At 71.0% G+C, this 19,496-nt stretch carries 15 protein-coding genes; 7 read left to right on the top strand and 8 right to left on the bottom strand.

Translation table 11 applies throughout. From position 1 onward, the window contains the following. The first annotated feature begins 56 nt into the window (after positions 1–56). Positions 57–491: an RDD family protein gene (locus EZM51_RS04560; RefSeq protein WP_136707057.1), complete on the top strand. Its 435-nt coding sequence runs from the start codon at positions 57–59 to the stop codon at positions 489–491. A 53-nt stretch (positions 492–544) separates the two neighbouring features. Here the strand turns inward: EZM51_RS04560 and EZM51_RS04555 are convergent, their stop codons facing one another. The 3 genes from EZM51_RS04555 to lipB form a co-directional block, all read right to left on the bottom strand. Beyond that, positions 545–1,267: a DUF4191 domain-containing protein gene (locus EZM51_RS04555; protein WP_136707056.1), complete on the bottom strand. Its 723-nt coding sequence runs from the start codon at positions 1,265–1,267 to the stop codon at positions 545–547. Positions 1,268–1,341: 74 nt separating this feature from the next. Beyond that, complete coding sequence (lipA, locus tag EZM51_RS04550) at positions 1,342–2,331, bottom strand: lipoyl synthase (protein WP_136707055.1); 990 nt, start codon at positions 2,329–2,331, stop codon at positions 1,342–1,344. Then, on the bottom strand, positions 2,328–2,969 hold the full coding sequence (gene lipB / locus EZM51_RS04545; RefSeq protein ID WP_136707054.1) for a lipoyl(octanoyl) transferase LipB: 642 nt from the start codon (positions 2,967–2,969) through the stop codon (positions 2,328–2,330). The genes lipA and lipB overlap by 4 nt, the downstream gene beginning before the upstream one ends. Before the next feature lie 163 nt (positions 2,970–3,132). Here lipB and EZM51_RS04540 point away from each other — a divergent pair, with 163 nt between their 5' ends. After that, entirely contained in the window at positions 3,133–4,710 is a 1,578-nt protein-coding gene (locus EZM51_RS04540; RefSeq protein ID WP_136707053.1) for a hypothetical protein, read from the top strand. Here the strand turns inward: EZM51_RS04540 and sucB are convergent. The 3 genes from sucB to EZM51_RS04525 all read right to left on the bottom strand — a co-directional run bounded on the left by sucB (position 4,707) and on the right by EZM51_RS04525 (position 9,332). After that, complete coding sequence (gene sucB / locus EZM51_RS04535) at positions 4,707–6,332, bottom strand: 2-oxoglutarate dehydrogenase, E2 component, dihydrolipoamide succinyltransferase (RefSeq protein WP_136707052.1); 1,626 nt, start codon at positions 6,330–6,332, stop codon at positions 4,707–4,709. The genes EZM51_RS04540 and sucB overlap by 4 nt on opposite strands. Positions 6,333–6,398: 66 nt before the next feature. Further along, a complete protein-coding gene (gene lpdA, locus EZM51_RS04530; RefSeq protein WP_136707051.1) occupies positions 6,399–7,772 on the bottom strand; it encodes a dihydrolipoyl dehydrogenase in 1,374 nt (457 codons plus the stop codon). A 96-nt stretch (positions 7,773–7,868) separates the two neighbouring features. Then, positions 7,869–9,332 (bottom strand): leucyl aminopeptidase, encoded by a 1,464-nt coding sequence (locus EZM51_RS04525; protein WP_136707050.1) that lies wholly within the window; start codon positions 9,330–9,332, stop codon positions 7,869–7,871. Between the two features lie 87 nt (positions 9,333–9,419). On the opposite strand from EZM51_RS04525, the gene EZM51_RS04520 reads away from it, so the two are divergent. From EZM51_RS04520 to EZM51_RS04505, 4 genes are all read left to right on the top strand, one after another. Further along, positions 9,420–10,346 (top strand): PAC2 family protein, encoded by a 927-nt coding sequence (locus EZM51_RS04520; RefSeq protein WP_136707049.1) that lies wholly within the window; start codon positions 9,420–9,422, stop codon positions 10,344–10,346. 291 nt (positions 10,347–10,637) lie between these two features. Beyond that, entirely contained in the window at positions 10,638–12,071 is a 1,434-nt protein-coding gene (locus tag EZM51_RS04515; RefSeq protein WP_136707048.1) for an RNA polymerase sigma factor, read from the top strand. Between the two features lie 7 nt (positions 12,072–12,078). Then, entirely contained in the window at positions 12,079–13,335 is a 1,257-nt protein-coding gene (locus tag EZM51_RS04510; RefSeq protein WP_136707047.1) for a MurT ligase domain-containing protein, read from the top strand. Next, positions 13,332–14,075, top strand: a complete 744-nt coding sequence (locus EZM51_RS04505; RefSeq protein ID WP_136707046.1) for a cobyric acid synthase — start codon at positions 13,332–13,334, stop codon at positions 14,073–14,075. The genes EZM51_RS04510 and EZM51_RS04505 overlap by 4 nt, the downstream gene beginning before the upstream one ends. Before the next feature lie 93 nt (positions 14,076–14,168). Here the strand turns inward: EZM51_RS04505 and EZM51_RS04500 are convergent, their stop codons facing one another. Then, a complete protein-coding gene (locus tag EZM51_RS04500; RefSeq protein WP_136707045.1) occupies positions 14,169–14,405 on the bottom strand; it encodes a hypothetical protein in 237 nt (78 codons plus the stop codon). Positions 14,406–14,550: 145 nt separating this feature from the next. On the opposite strand from EZM51_RS04500, the gene EZM51_RS04495 reads away from it, so the two are divergent. Next, a complete protein-coding gene (locus tag EZM51_RS04495) occupies positions 14,551–16,629 on the top strand; it encodes a DNA topoisomerase IV subunit B (protein WP_136707044.1) in 2,079 nt (692 codons plus the stop codon). 340 nt (positions 16,630–16,969) lie between these two features. Here the strand turns inward: EZM51_RS04495 and EZM51_RS04490 are convergent, their stop codons facing one another. Further along, positions 16,970–19,444, bottom strand: a complete 2,475-nt coding sequence (locus EZM51_RS04490) for a DNA topoisomerase IV subunit A (RefSeq protein WP_136707043.1) — start codon at positions 19,442–19,444, stop codon at positions 16,970–16,972. Positions 19,445–19,496: the final 52 nt, after the last annotated feature.

Here is a 19,496-nt window from a genome sequence, read left to right as displayed (position 1 = left end):
CGTGACGCGGATGTTTCGGCCATGTTACGCGACAGGCGGCCCGGTAGAATCGGGGGGTGCCAGCGACCCAGCCCAGAACCTCCGGAGATCTCGAACCCGGTCGGTGGCCGGGGGAGCGGCTCGGGCTCCCCGAATCCGGGCCCGGTTCGGTGGGCCGGGTGGGTCGCCGCATCGCGGCGCTCGCGATCGACTGGGTGGCCGCGATCGTGATCGCGCTGCTGTTCGCCCCCTACAGTTCGATGCTGCACTCGTGGGTCACGCTCGGCATCTTCGCCCTGATGCAGATCCTCTTCATCCCGACGATCGGCGGCAGCGTCGGCCATCGGCTGGTGGGCCTGCGGGTCTTGCCGGTCGCGGGCGGTTGGGTGGGCCCCTGGCGACCCGTCGTCCGCACGGCCCTGCTCGTCATCGTGCTGCCGGCCGTCGTGTGGGATTCCGACCAACGGGGCTTCCACGACAAGATCGCGGGCACGGTGCTCATTCGCGCCTGACGTGCGACGCGGCATCCGCCGATCGACGGACGCCGCGTGCACATGAGCGAGGGTCAGCGCATCTTGCCGCGCTGGGGCCGCACCTTCATGGGGTCGATGCCCTTCGGGATGGGCAACTGCGTCTGCAGGGAGTTCAGGCGGTTCGTGACGGCGAGCACCTCGGGCTTCGTGAGCGTGCGCTTGGTCTTCCGCAGGGTGGCGGGGAGGCGGTGCAACCTGATGGAGCCCTCATCGTGGCCCACCGAGAGGAGCCGTACCGGTACGTTCGGGAGCACTCGGGCGATCTTCCGCTTCTCGTCGTCGAGCATGCGCTGCGTGCGCGACACGGGCCCCTCGCTGATCAGCGCGACGCCGCCACGACCCACCGCACGGTAGACGGCGTCCTGGGTCTTGCCGTTGACAGCGATCGGCATCTCGTTGCCGACCCAGCCGCCGCGCAGTCCGCTGCGGAGCACGGCGCCGACCGCACCGGGCTGGTCCTCGATCTGCGAGTACGCCGCACGCTCGGCCAGTCGGCCGAGGATGACGAGCGCGAGCAGGATGCCCGCCAGCACTCCGGCGACGATCCAGAGCGCGATGGTGAAGCCGTTGCCGTCGCCGAACCACAGGGCGAGGGCGAGCCCCACGAGCACGGGGCCGAGGAAGCCGAGCAGCATGAGCCACTGGGAGCTCTTGTCGTAGCGGCGGGTCATCTGGAAGACCTGCCACATCTGCTTCATGCGGCCGGGCTCTTTGCGGGGCTTGGGGGCGGATCCCGCGTCCTTGGTGCGTGCCATGGTGACAAGGATACCGGCGTGCGAACGCCGCCTCCGACCGTGTTCTCGGTGGACGGAGGCGGCGTCCGGATGCCTCAGCCCACCGCCTGCGCGAACCCGAGCGACGTGTCGGCGAGGTGGGCGAGCGAGGGCGGCAGCTCGCGCCCCTTCGCCTGCATCGACTGCGCCCAGAGGCGGCCGGCGCGATACGACGAGCGCACGAGGGGGCCCGCCAGCACACCGAGGAACCCGAGCTGTTCGGCCTCCTCCTTGAGCTCGACGAACTCCTCGGGACGCACCCAGCGTGCGACGGGGAGATGGCGCGGGCTGGGGCGGAGATACTGCGTGATCGTGATGATGTCGGTGCCCGCCTCGTGCAGGTCGAGGAGGGCCTGCGAGATCTCGGCACGCTCCTCGCCCATGCCGAGGATCAGGTTCGACTTCGTGATGAGGCCGGCGTCGCGGCCCTGCGTGATGACGTCCAGCGAGCGCTCGTAGCGGAACGCCGGCCGGATGCGCTTGAAGATGCGCGGGACCGTCTCGACGTTGTGGGCGAACACCTCGGGCCGGGCGGAGAACACCTCGCCGAGGAGCCCGGGTCTCCCAGAGAAGTCGGGCACCAGGATCTCGACGCCCGTTCCGGGGGACTGGCGGTGGATCTCGCGGATGGTCTCGGCATACAGCCAGGCGCCCTCGTCGGGGAGGTCGTCGCGGGCGACGCCTGTCACTGTCGAATACCGCAGTTGCATCCGCACCACCGACTCGGCCACCCGACGCGGCTCGTCGACGTCGTAGTCGGCCGGCTTGCCGGTGTCGATCTGGCAGAAGTCGCAGCGTCTCGTGCACTGCGAGCCGCCGATGAGGAAGGTGGCCTCGCGGTCCTCCCAGCACTCGTAGATGTTCGGACAGCCCGCCTCCTGGCACACCGTGTGGAGCTCTTCGCTCTTCACGAGGTGCTGGAGCCGCCGGTACTCCGGGCCCATCTTCGCGCGGGTCTTGATCCACTCGGGCTTGCGCTCGATCGGCGTCTGGGCGTTGCGGACCTCGAGGCGCAGCATCCGGCGCCCCTCGGGTGGGGTGCTCATGCCGCGACCGCCGCCCCGGCCTCGGCGAGGAACCGCTGCGTGATCGGTTCGACGAGCTGCTCGGGCGTGATCTCGCGGCCGAGTTCGCGCGTGATGGTCGTGACGCCGGCGTCGCGGATGCCGCACGCGACGATGCGTTCGTACGGCTCGAGCGAGTTGCTGCAGTTGAGCGCGAACCCGTGCATCGTGACGCCGTCGGCGACCCGGATGCCGATCGCGGCGATCTTGTTCTCGAGGCCGGGCGTGCCGACCCAGACGCCGGAGCGGCCCTCGACGCGACGGCCGTCGACGCCGAGGCCGGCGAGCACGTCGATGAGGATGCCCTCGAGCCGGCGGACGTAGCCCACCACGTCGATGGGTTCGGCGAGCCGGAGGATCGGATAGCCCACGAGCTGGCCGGGGCCGTGCCAGGTGATCTTGCCGCCGCGATCGACGTCGATGACGGGGGTCCCGTCGGTCGGTCGTTCGTCGGGCGCGGTGCGCTTGCCGGCGGTGTAGACGGAGGGGTGTTCCAAGAGGATGACGGTGTCGGGGCGTTCGCCCGCGACGACCGCGCGATGGACGGCGCGCTGAAGGTCGAGACCCTCGATGTACGGCACGGAGTTGGCGCTTAGCCCCGCGACGACGAAGTCGAGCATGCCGACCAGTCTAGGCGTGCCGCGGTGGTTCCCGACTCGTCCTCCACATGCCGGTCGGCGGGCGTGCGTCGTCACGATGGACCCCCGGCGGCGCCCCGTCGCCCGGGCGGCCGTGCAGGATCTCGGCATGAGCCGCGTTCGCCGTCAACGTCACGATGACGTCGTGCCGTCTCCCGCGTCGGTCGTGCATCCGTCGCCGCTCAGCGGGCATCTCGCCGGGTACCGGCTGCTCCGTCGCATCGCCTCCGGCGAGCGTGCCGACGTCTACCTCGCAGCAGCTGGTCCCGATGCCGCAGACGATCACGGCCCGGCCGGCGCCACGGCGCCGACGGACGCATCGGCGACGACGCCCGCCCCGGGTGCGCCGCCGCTCGTGGCCGTGCGCGTGTATCCGGCGCACGTGTCCGGCGAGTCCGTCGCGATCGAGATCGAGGCGATGTCGGCGGATTCCGGCGGCGCGCTCCCCGTGCTGCTCGACATGGCCGGGTTCGACGACGGGCGATGCTGCCTCGCCGTCGAGCGCATCCCCGGGCCGTCCGTGGCGCGAGTGATCACCGAACGCGCGCTGACCGCGGGCGAGGCGGTCACGATCCTCGCGCCGATCGCCGTCGCGGTCGCCGACCTGGCCGCGCAGGGCTTCGTGCACACCCGTCTCTCGGCGGCCGACCTGCTCCTCGACGAGGCCGGGCGTCCGCGACTCATCGGGCTCGGCGCGCTGCGCCGCCTGCCCGGGCCGGGGCAGCCGGCCGAGCGCACGGCGCTCCTCCGGGCCGGACATGTCGCCCTGGCGGACCTGCTCGAGGAGATCGCTGCCGCCGTGCGGCCGGCCGGCGTGCTCGACCCGGCCGTCGAACTCGTCCGTGCGCGGCTGGCGGCACGGCCGTTCATCCCCTGCGAAGCCGAGCTCGAGCGGCACCTCTTCGGGGTGGCCGCGCCCGAGCCGATCGCGGGCGTCGAGGTTCGGGTCGGGGCGACGCGCGTCCCCGCCCGAGTCATGGCACCCGTGCTGCCGGCGCACGCCGACGACGATGCGATGCCAGGCCAGGAGCCGGGGGCGGGCAGGAGACCGCTCGGCGGCCTCCGCGCGCTCCTCGGACTGGTGCAGTTGCCCGAGGAGCTCGCTGCGCGCGTGATCGCGGCGATGGAGGCATCGCCGATCGAGCGGCTGCGCGGCCGCGCCGGCGCCGCGCTGCGGGCACGCCGTGGTGCGCTCACGGTCGGCGGGCTGATCGGCGGAGGGGCACTCGTGCTCCTGCTCACCCTCGTACCCCCTGCTCCGGCCGACGGCGACTCCGGCGGTTCGGATGCCGCGGCGGGGGCTTCGGCTTCAGGTGTCGCCGAGACGGCGTCTCCCGCACCGCCCGGCGAGCTCCCCGTCGCCGCGCCCGGTGCTGCCGGAGCCGAGATCGACGACGTGTCGGGCGACGATGCGGCCGCGGCCGCGACGGCGCTGCTCGAGCGCCGCGCCGAATGCTTCGCCGCCCTCGACCTCGCGTGCCTCGACGAGGTGGTGCAGCACGGCTCGACCATCGAGGCCGACGATCGCGAGGCGATGCTCGCCGCACGCGACGGCGCGCCCCCGCCGGCCGACGGGTTCGATGCGTCCAGCGCGGCCGTGACGGTGGAGATGGGAGGCGCCGTGCTGGTCCAGGTGTCCCGCACGGAGGTCGGACGAGAGCCGGCCTCGCTCCTCGTGGTGAGGGGCGAGGCCGGCTGGCGTCTGCGGGAGATCTTCGACTAGATGCCGAGCACCGACTCGAAGTCGCCCTCCTCCAGCCGCTCCTTGACCGCGGTCAGGAAGCGGGCTGCGTCGGCGCCGTCGATGATGCGGTGGTCGTACGACAGGGCGAGGTAGACCATCGAGCGGATCGCGATCGCCTCGGATCCGTCCTGGCTCACGACCACGGGTCGCTTCACGACGATGCCCGTGCCGAGGATCGCCGACTGCGGCAGGAACACGACCGGCGTGTCGAACAGCGCGCCGCGCGAGCCCGTGTTCGTGAGCGTGAACGTGCCGCCCGACAGCTCGTCGGGCTTGAGCTGGTTGTTGCGCGTGCGATCGGCGAGGTCGGCGATCTGGGCTGCGAGTCCCGCGATGTCCAGCTCACCGGCGTCGCGGATCACGGGGGTGAGCAGACCTCGCTCGGTGTCGACCGCGATGCTCATGTTCTCGGTCGCGGGGTAGACGATGCTGTCCCCGTCGACGGTCGAGTTGATGATCGGGTAGGCGCGGAGGGCCTCCGCGGCGGCGAGGGCGAAGAACGGCAGGAACGACAGCTTGTTGCCGGTCTTCTCGAGGAACGCACCCTTCACGCGATCGCGCAGCCGTGCGACGCGGGTGACATCGACCTCGACCACCGTGGTGAGCTGGGCGGTCGAGGTCATCGAGACCACCGCACGCTCGGCGACGACCTTGCGCAGTCGCGTCATCGGCACGGTCGTGCCGCGCAGCGGCGACGTCTCGAGCGGTGCGCGGGTGGGCGCGGCCGCGGGGGCGGCCGGAGCCGCGTGGGCCGAGATCACGTCCTGCTTGCGGATGCGACCGCCGACACCGGTGCCCGTGACGCTGGCGAGGTCGACGCCCTGCTCGTTGGCGAGCTTGCGCACGATCGGGGTGACATAGCCGCTGGGGCCGGCGTGTGCACCGGCCGGTGCCGCGGGAGCGGCGGCCGGAGCGGGCTCGGGTGCGGGCGGAGCAGCCTGAGGTGCGGGCGTGGTGGGCGCAGGCGCCGGAGCGGCCTCCGGTGCTGGCGCGGGCGCAGGTGCGGGTGCCGGAGCGGGCGCGGGTGCCGCTTGAGGCGTGGGCGCCGGTGCCGCAGCAGGCGCGGCTTCAGGCGCAGGAGCCGGTGCGGGCGCAGGGGCAGGAGCCGGTGCGGGCGCAGGGGCAGGAGCCGGCGGTGCCGGGGCAGGAGCCGGTGCCGGGGCAGGAGCCGTCGCCGGCTCGGGCGCCGGGGCAGGTGCGGCGGGTGCGGCTTCAGGTGCAGGAGCCGGCGCGGCGGGTGCGGCTTCAGGTGCAGGAGCCGGCGCAGGTGCCGGGGCAGGAGCCGGTGCAACCTCAGGCGCGGCGGGCGCGGCGGGAGCCGCCTCAGCCGTGGGAGCAGCCGCCGCCGGTTCGGCGCCGCCCGAGCCGGCGCCGATGGTCACCAGGGGCGTGCCGACCTCGACGGTCTCGTCCTCCTGGACGAGGATCGCCTCGACGACGCCCGCCACGGGCGACGGGATCTCGGTGTCGACCTTGTCGGTCGAGACCTCGAGCAGCGGCTCGTCGACCTCCACACGGTCGCCGACGTTCTTCAGCCATCGGGTGACCGTGCCCTCCGTGACACTCTCGCCGAGTGCCGGGAGGCTGACGGATTCGCTCATGCGCTTGTCTCCTTCACAGCGTGTGACGCTTTCTAGCTTATTGCAGTCGAATTTCGGGACGCCGGGTCAGCTCACGTGGAGCGGCTTGCCGGCGAGCTTGAGGAAGGCCTCGCCCAGGGCCTCGTTCTGGGTCGGGTGGGCGTGGATGAACGGGGCGATGTCCTCGGGGTAGGCCTCCCAGTTCACGGCGAGCTGTGCTTCCCCGATGAGCTCGCCGACCCGGGCGCCGATCATGTGCACGCCGACGATCGGGCCGTCGTTCACGCGCACCACCTTGATGGAACCGCTCGTCTCGAGGATGTGGCTCTTGCCGTTGCCGGCGAGGTTGTACTCGTACGACGAGACCTGGTCGGCGCCGAACTTCTCGGCCGCACGCGCCTGGGTGTAGCCGATCGAGGCGACCTCGGGCTCGCAGTACGTGACCTTCGGGATGTTCACGTCCTCGACGACGATCGGGTTCAGGCCCGCGATCTCCTCGGCGACGAAGATGCCCTGGGCGAACCCGCGGTGCGCGAGCTGCAGTCCGGGCACGATGTCGCCGACCGCGTAGACACCGGGCACGTTGGTGGCGAGGCGCTCGTCGGTGACCACGAATCCCCGGTCGAGGGCGATGCCGGCCTCCTCGTAGCCGAGGCCCTGCGTGACGGGGCCGCGGCCGACGGCCACGAGCAGCAGGTCGGCCTCGACGGTCTCACCGTTCTCGAGGGTCACCACGACGCCGTCCTCGTGCTGCGTGACGCCCTGGAACCTGACGCCGAGCTTGTAGGCGATGCCGCGCTTGCGGAAGGCGCGCTCGAGCTGCTTGGAGACCGACTCCTCCTCGTTGGGCACGAGGTGGGGGAGCGCCTCGACGATCGTGACGTCGGCGCCGAACGACTTCCAGACGCTCGCGAACTCGACGCCGATGACGCCGCCGCCGAGCACGGCGACCCTGCTCGGAACGAAGTCGAGCTCGAGCGCCTGCTCGCTCGTGATCACGCGGCCGCCGATCTCGAGGCCGGGAAGCGACCGGGAGTACGAGCCCGTGGCGAGGATGACGTTCTTGCCGACGATCCGGTCGTCGCCGACCTGCACGGCGTTCGGGCCGACGAGCCGACCCTCGCCCTCGATGACCGTGATTCCCTGCGCCTTGACGAGACCTTGCAGGCCCTTGTACTTGCTGGCGACGATGCTCTCGCGGTACTTCGTCACCGCGGCGATGTCGATGCCCTCGAACACGGAGCGGACGCCGAACTTCGATGACTCGCGCGAGTTGTCGGCGATCTCGGCCGCGTGCAACAGGGCCTTCGTGGGAATGCAGCCCCGATGCAGACACGTGCCACCCAGCTTGTCCTTCTCGACCAGGCCGACGGTGAAGCCCAGCTGCACGGCACGCAGCGCCGCTGCGTACCCGCCGCTGCCGCCACCGAGGATGACAATGTCAAAGTTCTGCTCGGACAACCGCAATCTCCCTTGCGCACCAGATCTGCGACACGGACCACCCCTCGTCGAAGCGGGGGCGGGTGTACGGGCGACGATCTCGCCCATACGACCCTACTACCCTGCGGCGAGGTCCTCGCCCAGCCGGATCAGGGTGCGAACGGCTGCTCCGGTGCCGCCGGATCCGGTGAATCCCCAAGCGCCGCCGGAGTTGAACGAGGGGCCCGCGATGTCCAGGTGCGCCCACGGGATCCGGTCGCCCGATTCGGCCCGCGTGCCGATGAACTCCCTCAGGAAGACGCCGGCGAGGAGCATGCCGGGCACGGTCACCCCGAGCTTGGTGTTCGCCAGGTCGGCGACATCCGACTTCAGGAACGCCTTGAGGTCGCCCGGCAGCGGCATCGGCCAGACGGCCTCGTCGACCGCGTCGGCGGCGGCGCGCGTGCGCGCGACGAGTGCGTCCTCGCCCATGAGCCCGGACACGCGGTGGCCGAGTGCCACGACCTGCGCACCCGTCAGGGTCGCGACGTCGACGATCGCGTCGGGTTGCTCGGCACTCGCGGCGGCGAGCCCGTCGGCCATCACGAGACGCCCCTCGGCGTCGGTGTTCAGCACCTCCACGGTGGTGCCGCCGAAGGTACGCAGCACGTCGTTCGGACGCATGGCCATGCCCGACACCAGGTTCTCGGCGAGGCACAGCCATCCGGTGATGCGGATGGGCACCTCGAGCTCGGCGAGCGCGACGATCGCCGAGAGCACGGCCGCGGCGCCGGCCATGTCGCTCTTCATGCCGACCATCGAGGCCATGGGCTTCAGCGACAGGCCGCCCGAGTCGAACGTGATGCCCTTGCCGACGAGTGCGACGTGCACGGATGCCCCGTCGGGGGCGTACTCGAGGCGCACGAGCCGCGGCCCGCGGCTCGAGCCCAGCCCGACGGCCAGGATGCCGCCGAAGCCGTCGGCTTCGAGGGCCCCCTCGTCCCAGATACGCGTTGACACCCCGGCGGCGTCCGCGGCGGCCACCGCCAGCTCGGCGAGCCGCTCGGGCGAGAGGTCGCCGGGCGGCGTGTTCACGAGATCCTTCGTGCGCGCCACGGCGGTCGCGATGGCACGCACCCGGTCGACGCGCGCGTCGACGCCGGTGTGCAGCGTGACGGACGCGACCGGCGACTTCGCCTCGGCGCGGTACTCGGTGAAGGCGTAGGCGCCGAGGGCCGCGCCCTCGAGCACCGCCTCGGCCTCGGCGGCGTCGACGACGGGGATGCCGATCGCGACCGAACCCGTTCCGGCCAGCTGGCGGACGGCGCTTCCGGCGGCGGAGCGGAGACCCGCGGCATCCGATCGGTCTCCGAGTCCTGCGACGGCGACGACGCCGGGCCCGGCGCCCGGCGACAGGATCCGCGTGAGCTCCTCGGCCGCACCGGTGGCACCGAGTCTCGACAGCATGGGGCCCACCCATTCGTACTCCTCGGGTGCCACGAGCTCGACGCCCGAGCCCCCGGGTCGGGCGGCGAGGAGCACGACGTCGGCGTCGGAATCGGTCAGGGGGTCGGAGGAGCGGGCGAGTTCGGGCACGGTCATGCAGCGATCGTACGTGTTCGCTCCGAGCGTCACGCCGCCGGTCCGCGATCGCACGGGTGGCGAGGGCCCCGTCAGTAGGCTGGAAGCATGCGTGATCCCCGTGCCCTGTACGAGCTGAATCCGGACGTCGTCGTGCCGCCCGGGCTGCCACTCGTCGCGGGCCTGACCGGATTCGCGGATGCCGGCGCCGCCGTCGCACAGACGACCGAGTACCTCCTCTCCACACTCGAGAGCACCGTGGTCGCGACGTTCGACGCCGACGAACTGCTCGACTACCGCGCGCGGCGGCCGATCATCCTCTTCGCGGGCGACCACCTCGCCGACTATCGCCCGCCGCGGCTCAGCCTCGACCTCGCGCGCGACGAGCTCGGACAGCCGTTCCTCCTGCTCACGGGCTACGAGCCCGACTTCCAGTGGGAGCGATTCGGCTCGGCGGTGCTCGGGCTGATCGACGACCTCGGCGTGTCGTCGACGACGTGGATCAACTCCATCCCCATGCCCGTGCCGCACACCCGGCCGATCGGCATGACCGTGAGCGGCAACCGAGCCGACCTCATCGAGGCCATGTCCATCTGGCGCCCGACGACCCAGGTGCCGTCGAACGCGCTGCATCTGGTGGAGTATCGCCTGCACGAGCAGGGGCATCCGACGACCGGCTTCGTGCTGCTCATCCCGCACTACCTGTCGGACACCGAGTACCCGCTCGCCGCGGTCGCCGCGCTCGAGGCGATCAGCGCGTCGACCGGACGGATCTTCCCCACCGACGCGCTGCGCGAGCAGGGTCGTGAGTTCGTGGCGCGGATCGACGAGCAGGTGGCCGAGAACGGCGAACTCGGGAAGCTCGTCGGCACGCTCGAGGAGCGACACGACTCGTACATGGAGGGCACGACGCTGCGATCGCCGCTCACCGATGAGGCGGGAGAACTGCCCTCGGCCGACGAGATCGCCGCCGAACTCGAGAAGTTCCTCGCATTCCGACGCACGCGCGACGACGAATCGCCGCTCGGCGGCTGATCGCGCGGCGCCGCGGCCGGAATCGCGGCAGAATCGCCGCTCAGAGGGAATTCCCGGCGGCCCGGATTCGTTGTCATCCAGTGGGGAGCGGGCCGGCGCGTGGACGCCCGCGCGCACGGGTGACTGTATAATGGAGGACAGGACCCGTTCTGGTCCGCTGGCACGACATGTTCGCGCCGAACAAGCGGACTTGACATGGGTCCTCATAGTGTCCGAAAACGACCGGGCCGAATGCACGAGCCGCGCGTCCGAGAGGGCACACGCCGCGCGACGGTAGGAGAGGTTCAACGAATGGCAACGACGAAGGCTGCGACGAAGGCTGCGAGCGAGGCGGAGAAGCCCGCTTCGACGCGCGCGACGGCCGCGAAGTCGACGGCCGCGAAGGCCACCGCCGGGGCGACCCCGGCGAAGACGAAGCCCGCAGCGAAGGGCGGTGCCAAGGCCGGGGGCTCGAAGGCCGCGGCGACGACGGCGGGCAAGACCCCGCGTACCAGCACCGCGAAGTCGGCGGCGAAGCCGCGTGGCAAGGCGAAGGCCGGCGCCGCCGGTGACGACGAGGACGAGATCGAGCCCGACGAGATCGAGGACGTCGAGGTCGAAGTCGACGCCGAGGCGGAGGTCGACGTCCCAGAAGGGGCGGAAGCGGTCGCGGAGACCACCGACGACGCGGCATCCGATGCCGACACCGACGAGGACTCCGAGGAGGAGTCCAAGCCGGTCGCGGTCGAGCCGCACCCCACGGGTGCGCTCGTGCTGCGCGCGGCCGACGACGAAGACGAGGTGCCGGTCTACTCGACGGCCATCACCGGTGCGACGGCCGACCCTGTCAAGGACTACCTGAAGCAGATCGGCAAGGTCGCGCTCCTGAACGCGGCCGAAGAGGTCGAGCTCGCGATGCGCATCGAAGCAGGGCTCTTCGCCGAGGAGAAGCTGTCGCACATGTCCGACGCCGAGCGTCGCTCGCAGCTCGGCCGCGAGCTGCAGTGGGTCGCGAAGGACGGCCAGCGCGCGAAGAGCCACCTGCTCGGCGCCAACCTGCGCCTCGTGGTCTCGCTCGCGAAGCGCTACACGGGCCGCGGCATGCAGTTCCTCGACCTGATCCAGGAGGGCAACCTCGGCCTCATCCGTGCGGTCGAGAAGTTCGACTACACCAAGGGCTTCAAGTTCTCGACGTACGCGACCTGGTGGATCCGCCAGGCCATCACGCGCGCCATGGCCGACCAGGCCCGCACCATCCGCATCCCGGTGCACATGGTCGAGGTCATCAACAAGCTCGCCCGCGTGCAGCGCCAGATGCTGCAGGACCTCGGGCGCGAGCCCACCCCCGAGGAGCTGTCGAAGGAACTCGACATGACTCCCGAGAAGGTCATCGAGGTGCAGAAGTACGGTCGCGAGCCCATCTCGCTGCACACGCCGCTCGGCGAGGACGGCGACAGCGAGTTCGGCGACCTCATCGAGGACACCGAGGCGGTCGTGCCGGCCGACGCGGTGGGCTTCACGATGCTGCAGAAGCAGCTCGAGTCGCTGCTCGACTCGCTGAGCGAGCGCGAGGCGGGCGTCATCCGCATGCGCTTCGGCCTCGGCGACGGCATGCCGAAGACCCTCGACCAGATCGGCGACACGTTCGGCGTCACGCGCGAGCGGATCCGCCAGATCGAGTCGAAGACGATGGCGAAGCTCCGCCACCCGTCGCGCTCGCAGTCGCTCCGCGACTACCTCGAGTAGGCCACCGGTGCGCTACGCGCCGGCGATCCTCGTCGGCAGGCTCGTCCGATTCGCCGCCCGGCTGCGCAAGCCCGGCGGCGGATCGGCCATTCCGGGCCTGATCGTCAACCGGATCGCTCCCGGCTACCTCAGGCGGACGCTCTCGGGCTTCCCGCAGGGCCTCGTCGTCGTCTCGGGGTCGAGCGGCAAGTCGACCACGACGAAGATGCTCGTCGCGATCCTCCGCGCCCACGGCGTGGACGTGTTCACGAACCCGTCGACGGCGAACATCAGCCAGGGACTCACCTCGGCGCTCCTCGAACGTGCCGACTGGCGGGGACGCGTGCCCGGCGACATGGCCGTGCTCGAGATGGACGAGGGCCACGGCGCCCTCGTCATGCAGGGCGTCGACGCACGCGCCGTCGCCCTGACGAACGTCATGGTCGACCAGATCGACCGGTTCCACGACTCCGACATGGTCGCGGGCATGCTCGCGAAGATCGCGGCGCGCGCGCACGAGGCGATCATCGTGAACGCCGACGACGCCTACCTCGAGCGTCTCGCTGCGCAGGTGTCGCCGGAGGTCGCGGTGCATCGGTTCGGGGTCTCGCAGGCGGTCGTCGACGCGACGCCGCGCGGGCTCGGATACACCGAGACGAGCGCGACTCGGCTCGCGCCCGGCGACGGGGTCATCGTCGAAGGGGTCGACGGTCGTACCGCACTCGTCAACGACGGCCGGGCGTTCATCACGACGTCGCTGCCGGCTCGCGGCGTGCACTACGCCGTCGACGCGGCCGCCGCGTACGCGACGGCGAAGGCCGTGCTCGGCGAACGATTCTCCGCGCAGACCGCGAACGAGGCGCTCGGCTCCATCCCTCCCGTGTTCGGTCGTGGCGAGCGAGTGACCGTGCGCGGCCACGAGGTCGAGTTCGTGCTCGTGCAGAACCCCACGAGCTACCAGCTCAACGTCGACAGCATCGAACCGGGCACTGAGCAGATCCTCTTCGCGATGGGCTCCGACGTGCGCGATCCCTCGTACTTCTGGCCGACGGATGCCTCGTCGCTTCGCCGGGTGGCGATCGTGAGCGGCTCGAAGTCGGCCGAGGCGGCGCTCATGCTCGCCTACGACGGCGTCGAGATCGATCGCGTGGAGACCGATCTGTCGCGCGCCCTCGACGACTTCCTCGCCCTGCCCGCCCCAGCGTCGGGCGTGAAGACCATCGTGTTCACGGCCGACTCGATGCGGCGCACTCGGGCCCACCTCGGACTCTCGGGAGCGGAATGACCCTCACCATCGTCGCCCTGCTGCCCGCGTACCAGAACACGAACGGAGACTCCGAGAACGCGGCGGTGCTCCGTCGCCGCGCCGAGTGGGCCGGCCTGGAGGCCCGGGTCGTGGCCGTCGACACGCGTGAGCAGCTTCCCGCTCGTGTCGACGCCGTCGTGCTCGGGTCCGGCAGCGACTCGTCGCTCGAGCAGAGCCGAGGCCGGTTGCTCACGATGCACGACGAACTTCGCACCTGGGGCACCGAGGGCGTTCCCATCCTCGCGGTGGGCACCGGGTGGGAGCTCCTCAGCTGGGGGATCGAACGCCCCGACGGATCGAGCGTCGAGGGACTCGGCATCCTGCCCGGCCGTGCGGTGCCGGCGCCGGCGCGCATCACCGGCGACCTCGTGGTCGCCTCGCCGCGCTTCGGCACGCTCGTCGGCTTCGAGAACCACGCCCGCGAGTACGTCGGCGCCGAGGGCTCGCCGCTCGGTCGCGTGCGCTCGGGCGTCGGCAACAGCCGGGGATCCGGCCAGGAGGGCGTCGTGATGGGCTCCGTCATCGGCACTCACCTTCACGGCCCGGTGCTCGCGAAGAACCCGGCGTTCGCCGACCACCTCCTCGGCGTCGCCGCCGAGCGTGCGAGCCTCGCGTACGAGCCGGGTCCACGCGCCGCCATGGTGGACGAGTACGCGACCGCGGCCAGGGAGGCGCAGCTCGGTGCGGTTCGCGCGGCGGCGCCATTGGCGCGGGGCTGAGTCGGGGCATCCGCACCTGCGCGGTCACCGGCATGGAAATGCCGAACGCCCCGGCCGAGGCCGGGGCGTTCATGCGTTCGTGGGGCGGCGGCGTCAGTCGCGACCCTCCGCCAGCAGGCGGCTCGACTCGTCGTGCCAGCTCTGCGCGATCTGGGCGAGCTTCTCCTGGTGCTTGCGGCCGTGGTGGGCGCAGAAGAGCAGCTCGCCATTGGCGACGACGACTCGGATGTAGGCCTGCGCACCGCAGGCGTCGCAGCGGTCGAGCGCAGTGAGCTCATACGGGGTGTCGAGTTCCTCGACCGCACCGGTGGTCTCGGTGTACTGGGTCATGGCTCCTCCTCCTGCTCGACCTCGATGATTCCGTCCCTCAATGAAAGCACGCGCAGGAGGGGGATCCTCCCGTTGAGGCTGGCATTTCGCTGTGCGCGTAGCGCCTCACGCGTCGTGTCGCCCGGCGTCAGTAGGCTTGACCGACGTGAGCTCCGACTATTCCGCCCGCCATCTCTCCGTCCTCGAAGGCCTCGAGGCGGTGCGCAAGCGACCCGGCATGTACATCGGGTCGACCGACTCCCGGGGCCTCATGCACTGCCTGTGGGAGATCATCGACAACTCCGTCGACGAGGCGCTCGCGGGCCATGGCAACGAGATCGGCGTCATCCTGCATCCCGACGGCAGCGTCGAGGTGCGCGACCGCGCCCGCGGCATCCCCGTCGATGCCGAGCCCAAGACGGGCCTCTCGGGCGTCGAGGTCGTCTTCACCAAGCTGCACGCCGGCGGCAAGTTCGGCTCGGGCTCCTATGCCGCGTCCGGCGGCCTGCACGGGGTCGGGGCATCCGTCGTCAACGCCCTCTCCGAACGACTCGACGTCGAGGTCGACCGCGACGGGCGCACGTGGGCCATGTCGTTCCACCGTGGCGAGCCCGGGTTCTTCGAGGACACGGGAGAGCCGACCCCGGACGCACCGTTCACGCCGTTCGAGGAGCACAGCGAGCTCCGCGTGGTCGGCAAGGTCGCGAAGGGCGTCACCGGCACCCGCATCCGATACTGGGCCGACCGGCAGATCTTCACGAAGGGCGCCGAGTTCCAGACCGACGAGCTGCTCGGCCGGGCGCGCCAGACCGCGTTCCTCGTGCCAGGCCTCGCGATCGACGTCACCGACGAGCGCGGACCCGAGCCGCACACCACCTCGTTCCAGTTCGACGGCGGCATCTCCGAGTTCGTCGAGCACCTGGCGACGGATGCCCCGATCACCGACGTGTGGCGCCTCACCGGCTCGGGCGGCTTCACCGAGACCGTGCCCGTGCTCACCGAGGGCGGTGCGATGGTGCCGACCGAACTGCAGCGGGAGTGCCAGGTCGACATCGCGCTTCGCTGGGGCACCGGCTACGACACGATCGTGAAGTCGTTCGTGAACATCATCGCCACGCCGAAGGGCGGCACCCACCAGACCGGCTTCGAGCAGGGGCTCCTGAAGTTCCTCCGGCAGCAGGTCGAACAGAACGCGCGGCGGCTGAAGGCGGGCAACGACAAGCTCGAGAAGGACGACGTGCTCGCCGGCCTCACCGCGGTCATCACCGTGCGGCTCCCCGAGCCTCAGTTCGAGGGCCAGACGAAGGAGGTGCTCGGCACGCCCGCCGCACGCGCGATCGTGGCCAACGTGCTCACGAGGGAGCTCGGTGCCCGGTTCTCGTCGTCGAAGCGCGACGACAAGGCGCAGTCGGCCCTGCTGCTCGACAAGGTCGTCGCCGAGATGAAGTCCCGCATCTCCGCGCGGGCGCACAAGGAGACGCAGCGACGCAAGAACGCGCTCGAGAGCTCGTCGCTGCCGGCGAAGCTCGTCGACTGCCGGTCGACGGATGTCGCGCACAGCGAGCTGTTCATCGTCGAGGGCGACTCGGCGCTCGGCACCGCGAAGCTCGCGCGCGACAGCGAGCACCAGGCGCTGCTGCCGATCCGTGGCAAGATCCTCAACGTGCAGAAGGCGAGCGTCTCCGACATGCTCGGCAATGCCGAGTGCGCCTCGATCATCCAGGTGATCGGAGCCGGCTCGGGCCGGAGCTTCGACCTGTCGGCGGCGCGGTACGGCAAGGTGATCATCATGAGCGACGCCGACGTCGATGGTGCCCACATCCGCACCCTGCTGCTCACCCTCTTCTTCCGCTACATGCGGCCGATGATCGAGGAGGGCCGCGTGTTCGCTGCGGTGCCGCCGCTGCACCGGGTGGTCGTGATGAATCCGGGCTCCAAGCCGAACGACACCATCTACACGTACTCGGAGGCCGAGCTGCAGGGCGTGCTCGCGACCCTGAAGAAGCAGGGCAAGCGCTATCAGGACCCCATCCAGCGCTACAAGGGCCTGGGCGAGATGGACGCCGACCAGCTTGCGACGACCACCATGGACAGGCGCAATCGCACGCTGCGCCGGGTGGGCCTCGGCGATGCCGAGAACGCGGGCCGCGTCTTCGAGCTCCTGATGGGCAACGACGTCGCCCCGCGCAAGGAGTTCATCATCGACAGCTCGGACGCGCTGGAGCGCGACCGCATCGACGCCTGACCGGGCGGGTCATCGGGCTGGCTGCATCGATGCCCTGAGCCGGTGGGCGGATCGTGGGGTGGTCGGCGATGCCCCGTGCAGGCGGGATGGTCGGCCCGCGGCCCGCGGCTCGCGGCCGATCACGAATGGATGCCAACTGCACCGTGAGCCGGCCGGAGCGGTGCAGATGGCATCGACTCGCGTTCGAAACGCTGAGCCGCGACCCGTGGTGGGGCGGGCGAGGGCGCCACGGCCGTGAGTCGGGCGCGCAGTATCGAATCATGGCGCCGAGGGCGACCGCGGGAAGCTCGCGGCGACTCGCATCACGGCCTATGGCCGAGCCGGCGACGCGGGCCGCGTCTCAGCCGATGCGCGACCCGACCGCCGCGACGACCGCCTCGAGCGCCTGCCCCGACCCGTCGCGCTTCGCGCCGCCGTCGGGCAACTGCCTCGCCGACCCGTCGACGCCGACCGCGAGGGCGGGGGAGCGGCCGACCCACGCGAGGTGCAGGGCGTCCTCGCCCTTCAGGAACCGCTGCGCCCGCACGCCGCCGGTCGCACGGCCCTTCCCGGGGAACTCCGCGAAGGCGCTCACCTTGGCGCTTCCGGGATCGGTGCCGAGGAGGGTCTCGTTGCTCGCGGCGATCGTGACGACCACGGCGTCGGCTGCGGCATCCGCCGGCACGCTCGTGAAGTGGATGACGTGCGCGCCACTGGCGAGGTTGATGCCCGCCATGCCGCCGGCCGGGCAGCCCTGCGGACGCACCGACGCTGCCGGGAAGCGCAGCAACTGTGCATCGGATGCCACGAACACGAGCTCGTCGGTCTCGTCGCCCTGCACCGCGCCGACGACCTCGTCGCCGGCCTTCAGCCCGATCACCTCGAACTCGGGCTTGTTGGGATAGGCGCCCGTCGAGACGCGCTTGACGACGCCCAGCTTCGTGCCGAGCGCGATCGACCGGTCGGCGTCGAGCGAGACCAGGGCGAGCACCTTCTCGTCCCGGTTCGGCAGGGCGAGGTAGTCGGCCACGCGCACGCCGGCGCCGAGCTGCACCGAGGTCGGCGGCAGCATCGGCAGGTCGACGGGCGTGAACCGGATGAGTCGGCCGAGGCTCGTGACGGCGCCGATCTCGGCACGGCTCGTGGTGTCGAGTGAAGAGCGGATCGCGTCGTGCTTGCTTCGGCGTGCCGGCGTCGTGATGGCGACCGGGCCCTCGGGGCCCTCGGGCAGGTCGACGCGCGCGATGCGGCCCGTGACGCTGAGGAACACCCGGCACGGGACATCCGCCACCTCGAGGGCGACCGCCGCGTGCTTCGCCGACGCGCGCGCGACGCTCGGACGCGCATCGGTGAGCAGGGTGCGCCGGGGCGTGCCATAGCGCTCGGCGACCTCGGCGAGCTCGTCGGAGACGAGGGCCTCGATGCGGTGCCGGTTCGCGAGGATCTCCTCGAGCTCCGCGATCTCGGCGCGCAGCCGGTCGCGCTCCGTCTCGAGCTCGATGCGGGAGAACTTGGTGAGGCGGCGCAGCCGTAGTTCGAGGATGTACTCGGCCTGCACCTGGGTGAGGTCGAAGACGTCCATGAGGCGGGTGCGCGCCTGGTCGGCCTCGTCGCTCGTGCGGATCACCTGGATGACCTCGTCGATGTCGAGGATCGCGATGAGGAGCCCCTCCACGAGGTGCAGGCGCTCCTGCTTGCGGGCGAGGCGGAACTGCGACCGGCGGGTGACGACCGAGATGCGGTGGGCGACGTAGACCTGCAGCAGTTCACGCAGTCCGAGCGTCTGCGGACCGCCGTCGACGAGGGCGACGTTGTTGATGTTGAACGAGTCCTCGAGCGGCGTCAGCCGGTACAACTGCTCCAGCACGGCCTCGGGGCTGAAGCCGGTCTTGATGCCGATGACGAGGCGGAGGCCCCTCGTGCGGTCGGTCAGGTCGGTGACATCGGAGATGCCGCTGATCTTCTTCGCGTTCACCCCGTCTTTGATCTTCTCGATGACCTTCTCTGGTCCGACGAGGTAGGGCAGCTCGGTGACGACGAGGCCCATCTTGCGTGCCGTGATGGACTCGATCGAGACCTTGGCGCGCGTCTTGAAGCTGCCTCGCCCGGTGGCGTAGGCGTCCTTGATGCCGGCGAGCCCGACGATGGTGCCGCCCGAGGGCAGGTCGGGGCCAGGCACGAACTCCATGAGCTCGTCGAGGGTCGCGTCGGGGTGGGCGATGAGGTGCCGGGCCGCGCCCACGACCTCGATGAGGTTGTGCGGGACCATGTTCGTGGCCATGCCGACGGCGATCCCGCTCGCGCCGTTCACGAGGAGGTTCGGGTAGGCGGCGGGCAGCACGTCGGGCTGCTGGGCGGAGTTGTCGTAGTTGGGCACGAAATCCACGACGTCCTCGTCGAGGCCGTCGGTCATCGCGAGCGCGGAGGCGGCCAGCCGGGCCTCGGTGTAGCGGGGGGCCGCGGGCCCGTCGTCGAGCGAGCCGAAGTTGCCGTGCCCGTCGATGAGCGGGACCCGCAACGTGAACGGCTGCGCCATGCGCACGAGGGCGTCGTAGATCGCGGTGTCGCCGTGCGGATGGTACTTGCCCATGACCTCGCCGACGACGCGCGACGACTTGACGTGACCGCGGTCGGGACGCAGCCCCATCTCGGACATGCCGAACAGGATGCGTCGCTGCACGGGCTTCAGCCCGTCGCGCGCATCGGGCAGGGCCCGCGAGTAGATGACCGAGTAGGCGTACTCGAGGAACGAGCCCTGCATCTCGGTGGCGACGTCGACGTCTTCGATGCGTTCGACGATCGGCTCGTCGGCGGGCGGGTTCTTTGCTCGGGTCATCCGTCGTCTCTGGGGCTGGCGTGCTCGGCACGCGGGGGAACGGGGCCGCGCC

The sequence above is a fragment of the Agromyces sp. H66 genome, assembly GCF_004959775.1.
Lineage (GTDB): Bacteria > Actinomycetota > Actinomycetes > Actinomycetales > Microbacteriaceae > Agromyces.
This window is presented reverse-complemented; position numbering and strand designations above follow the sequence as displayed.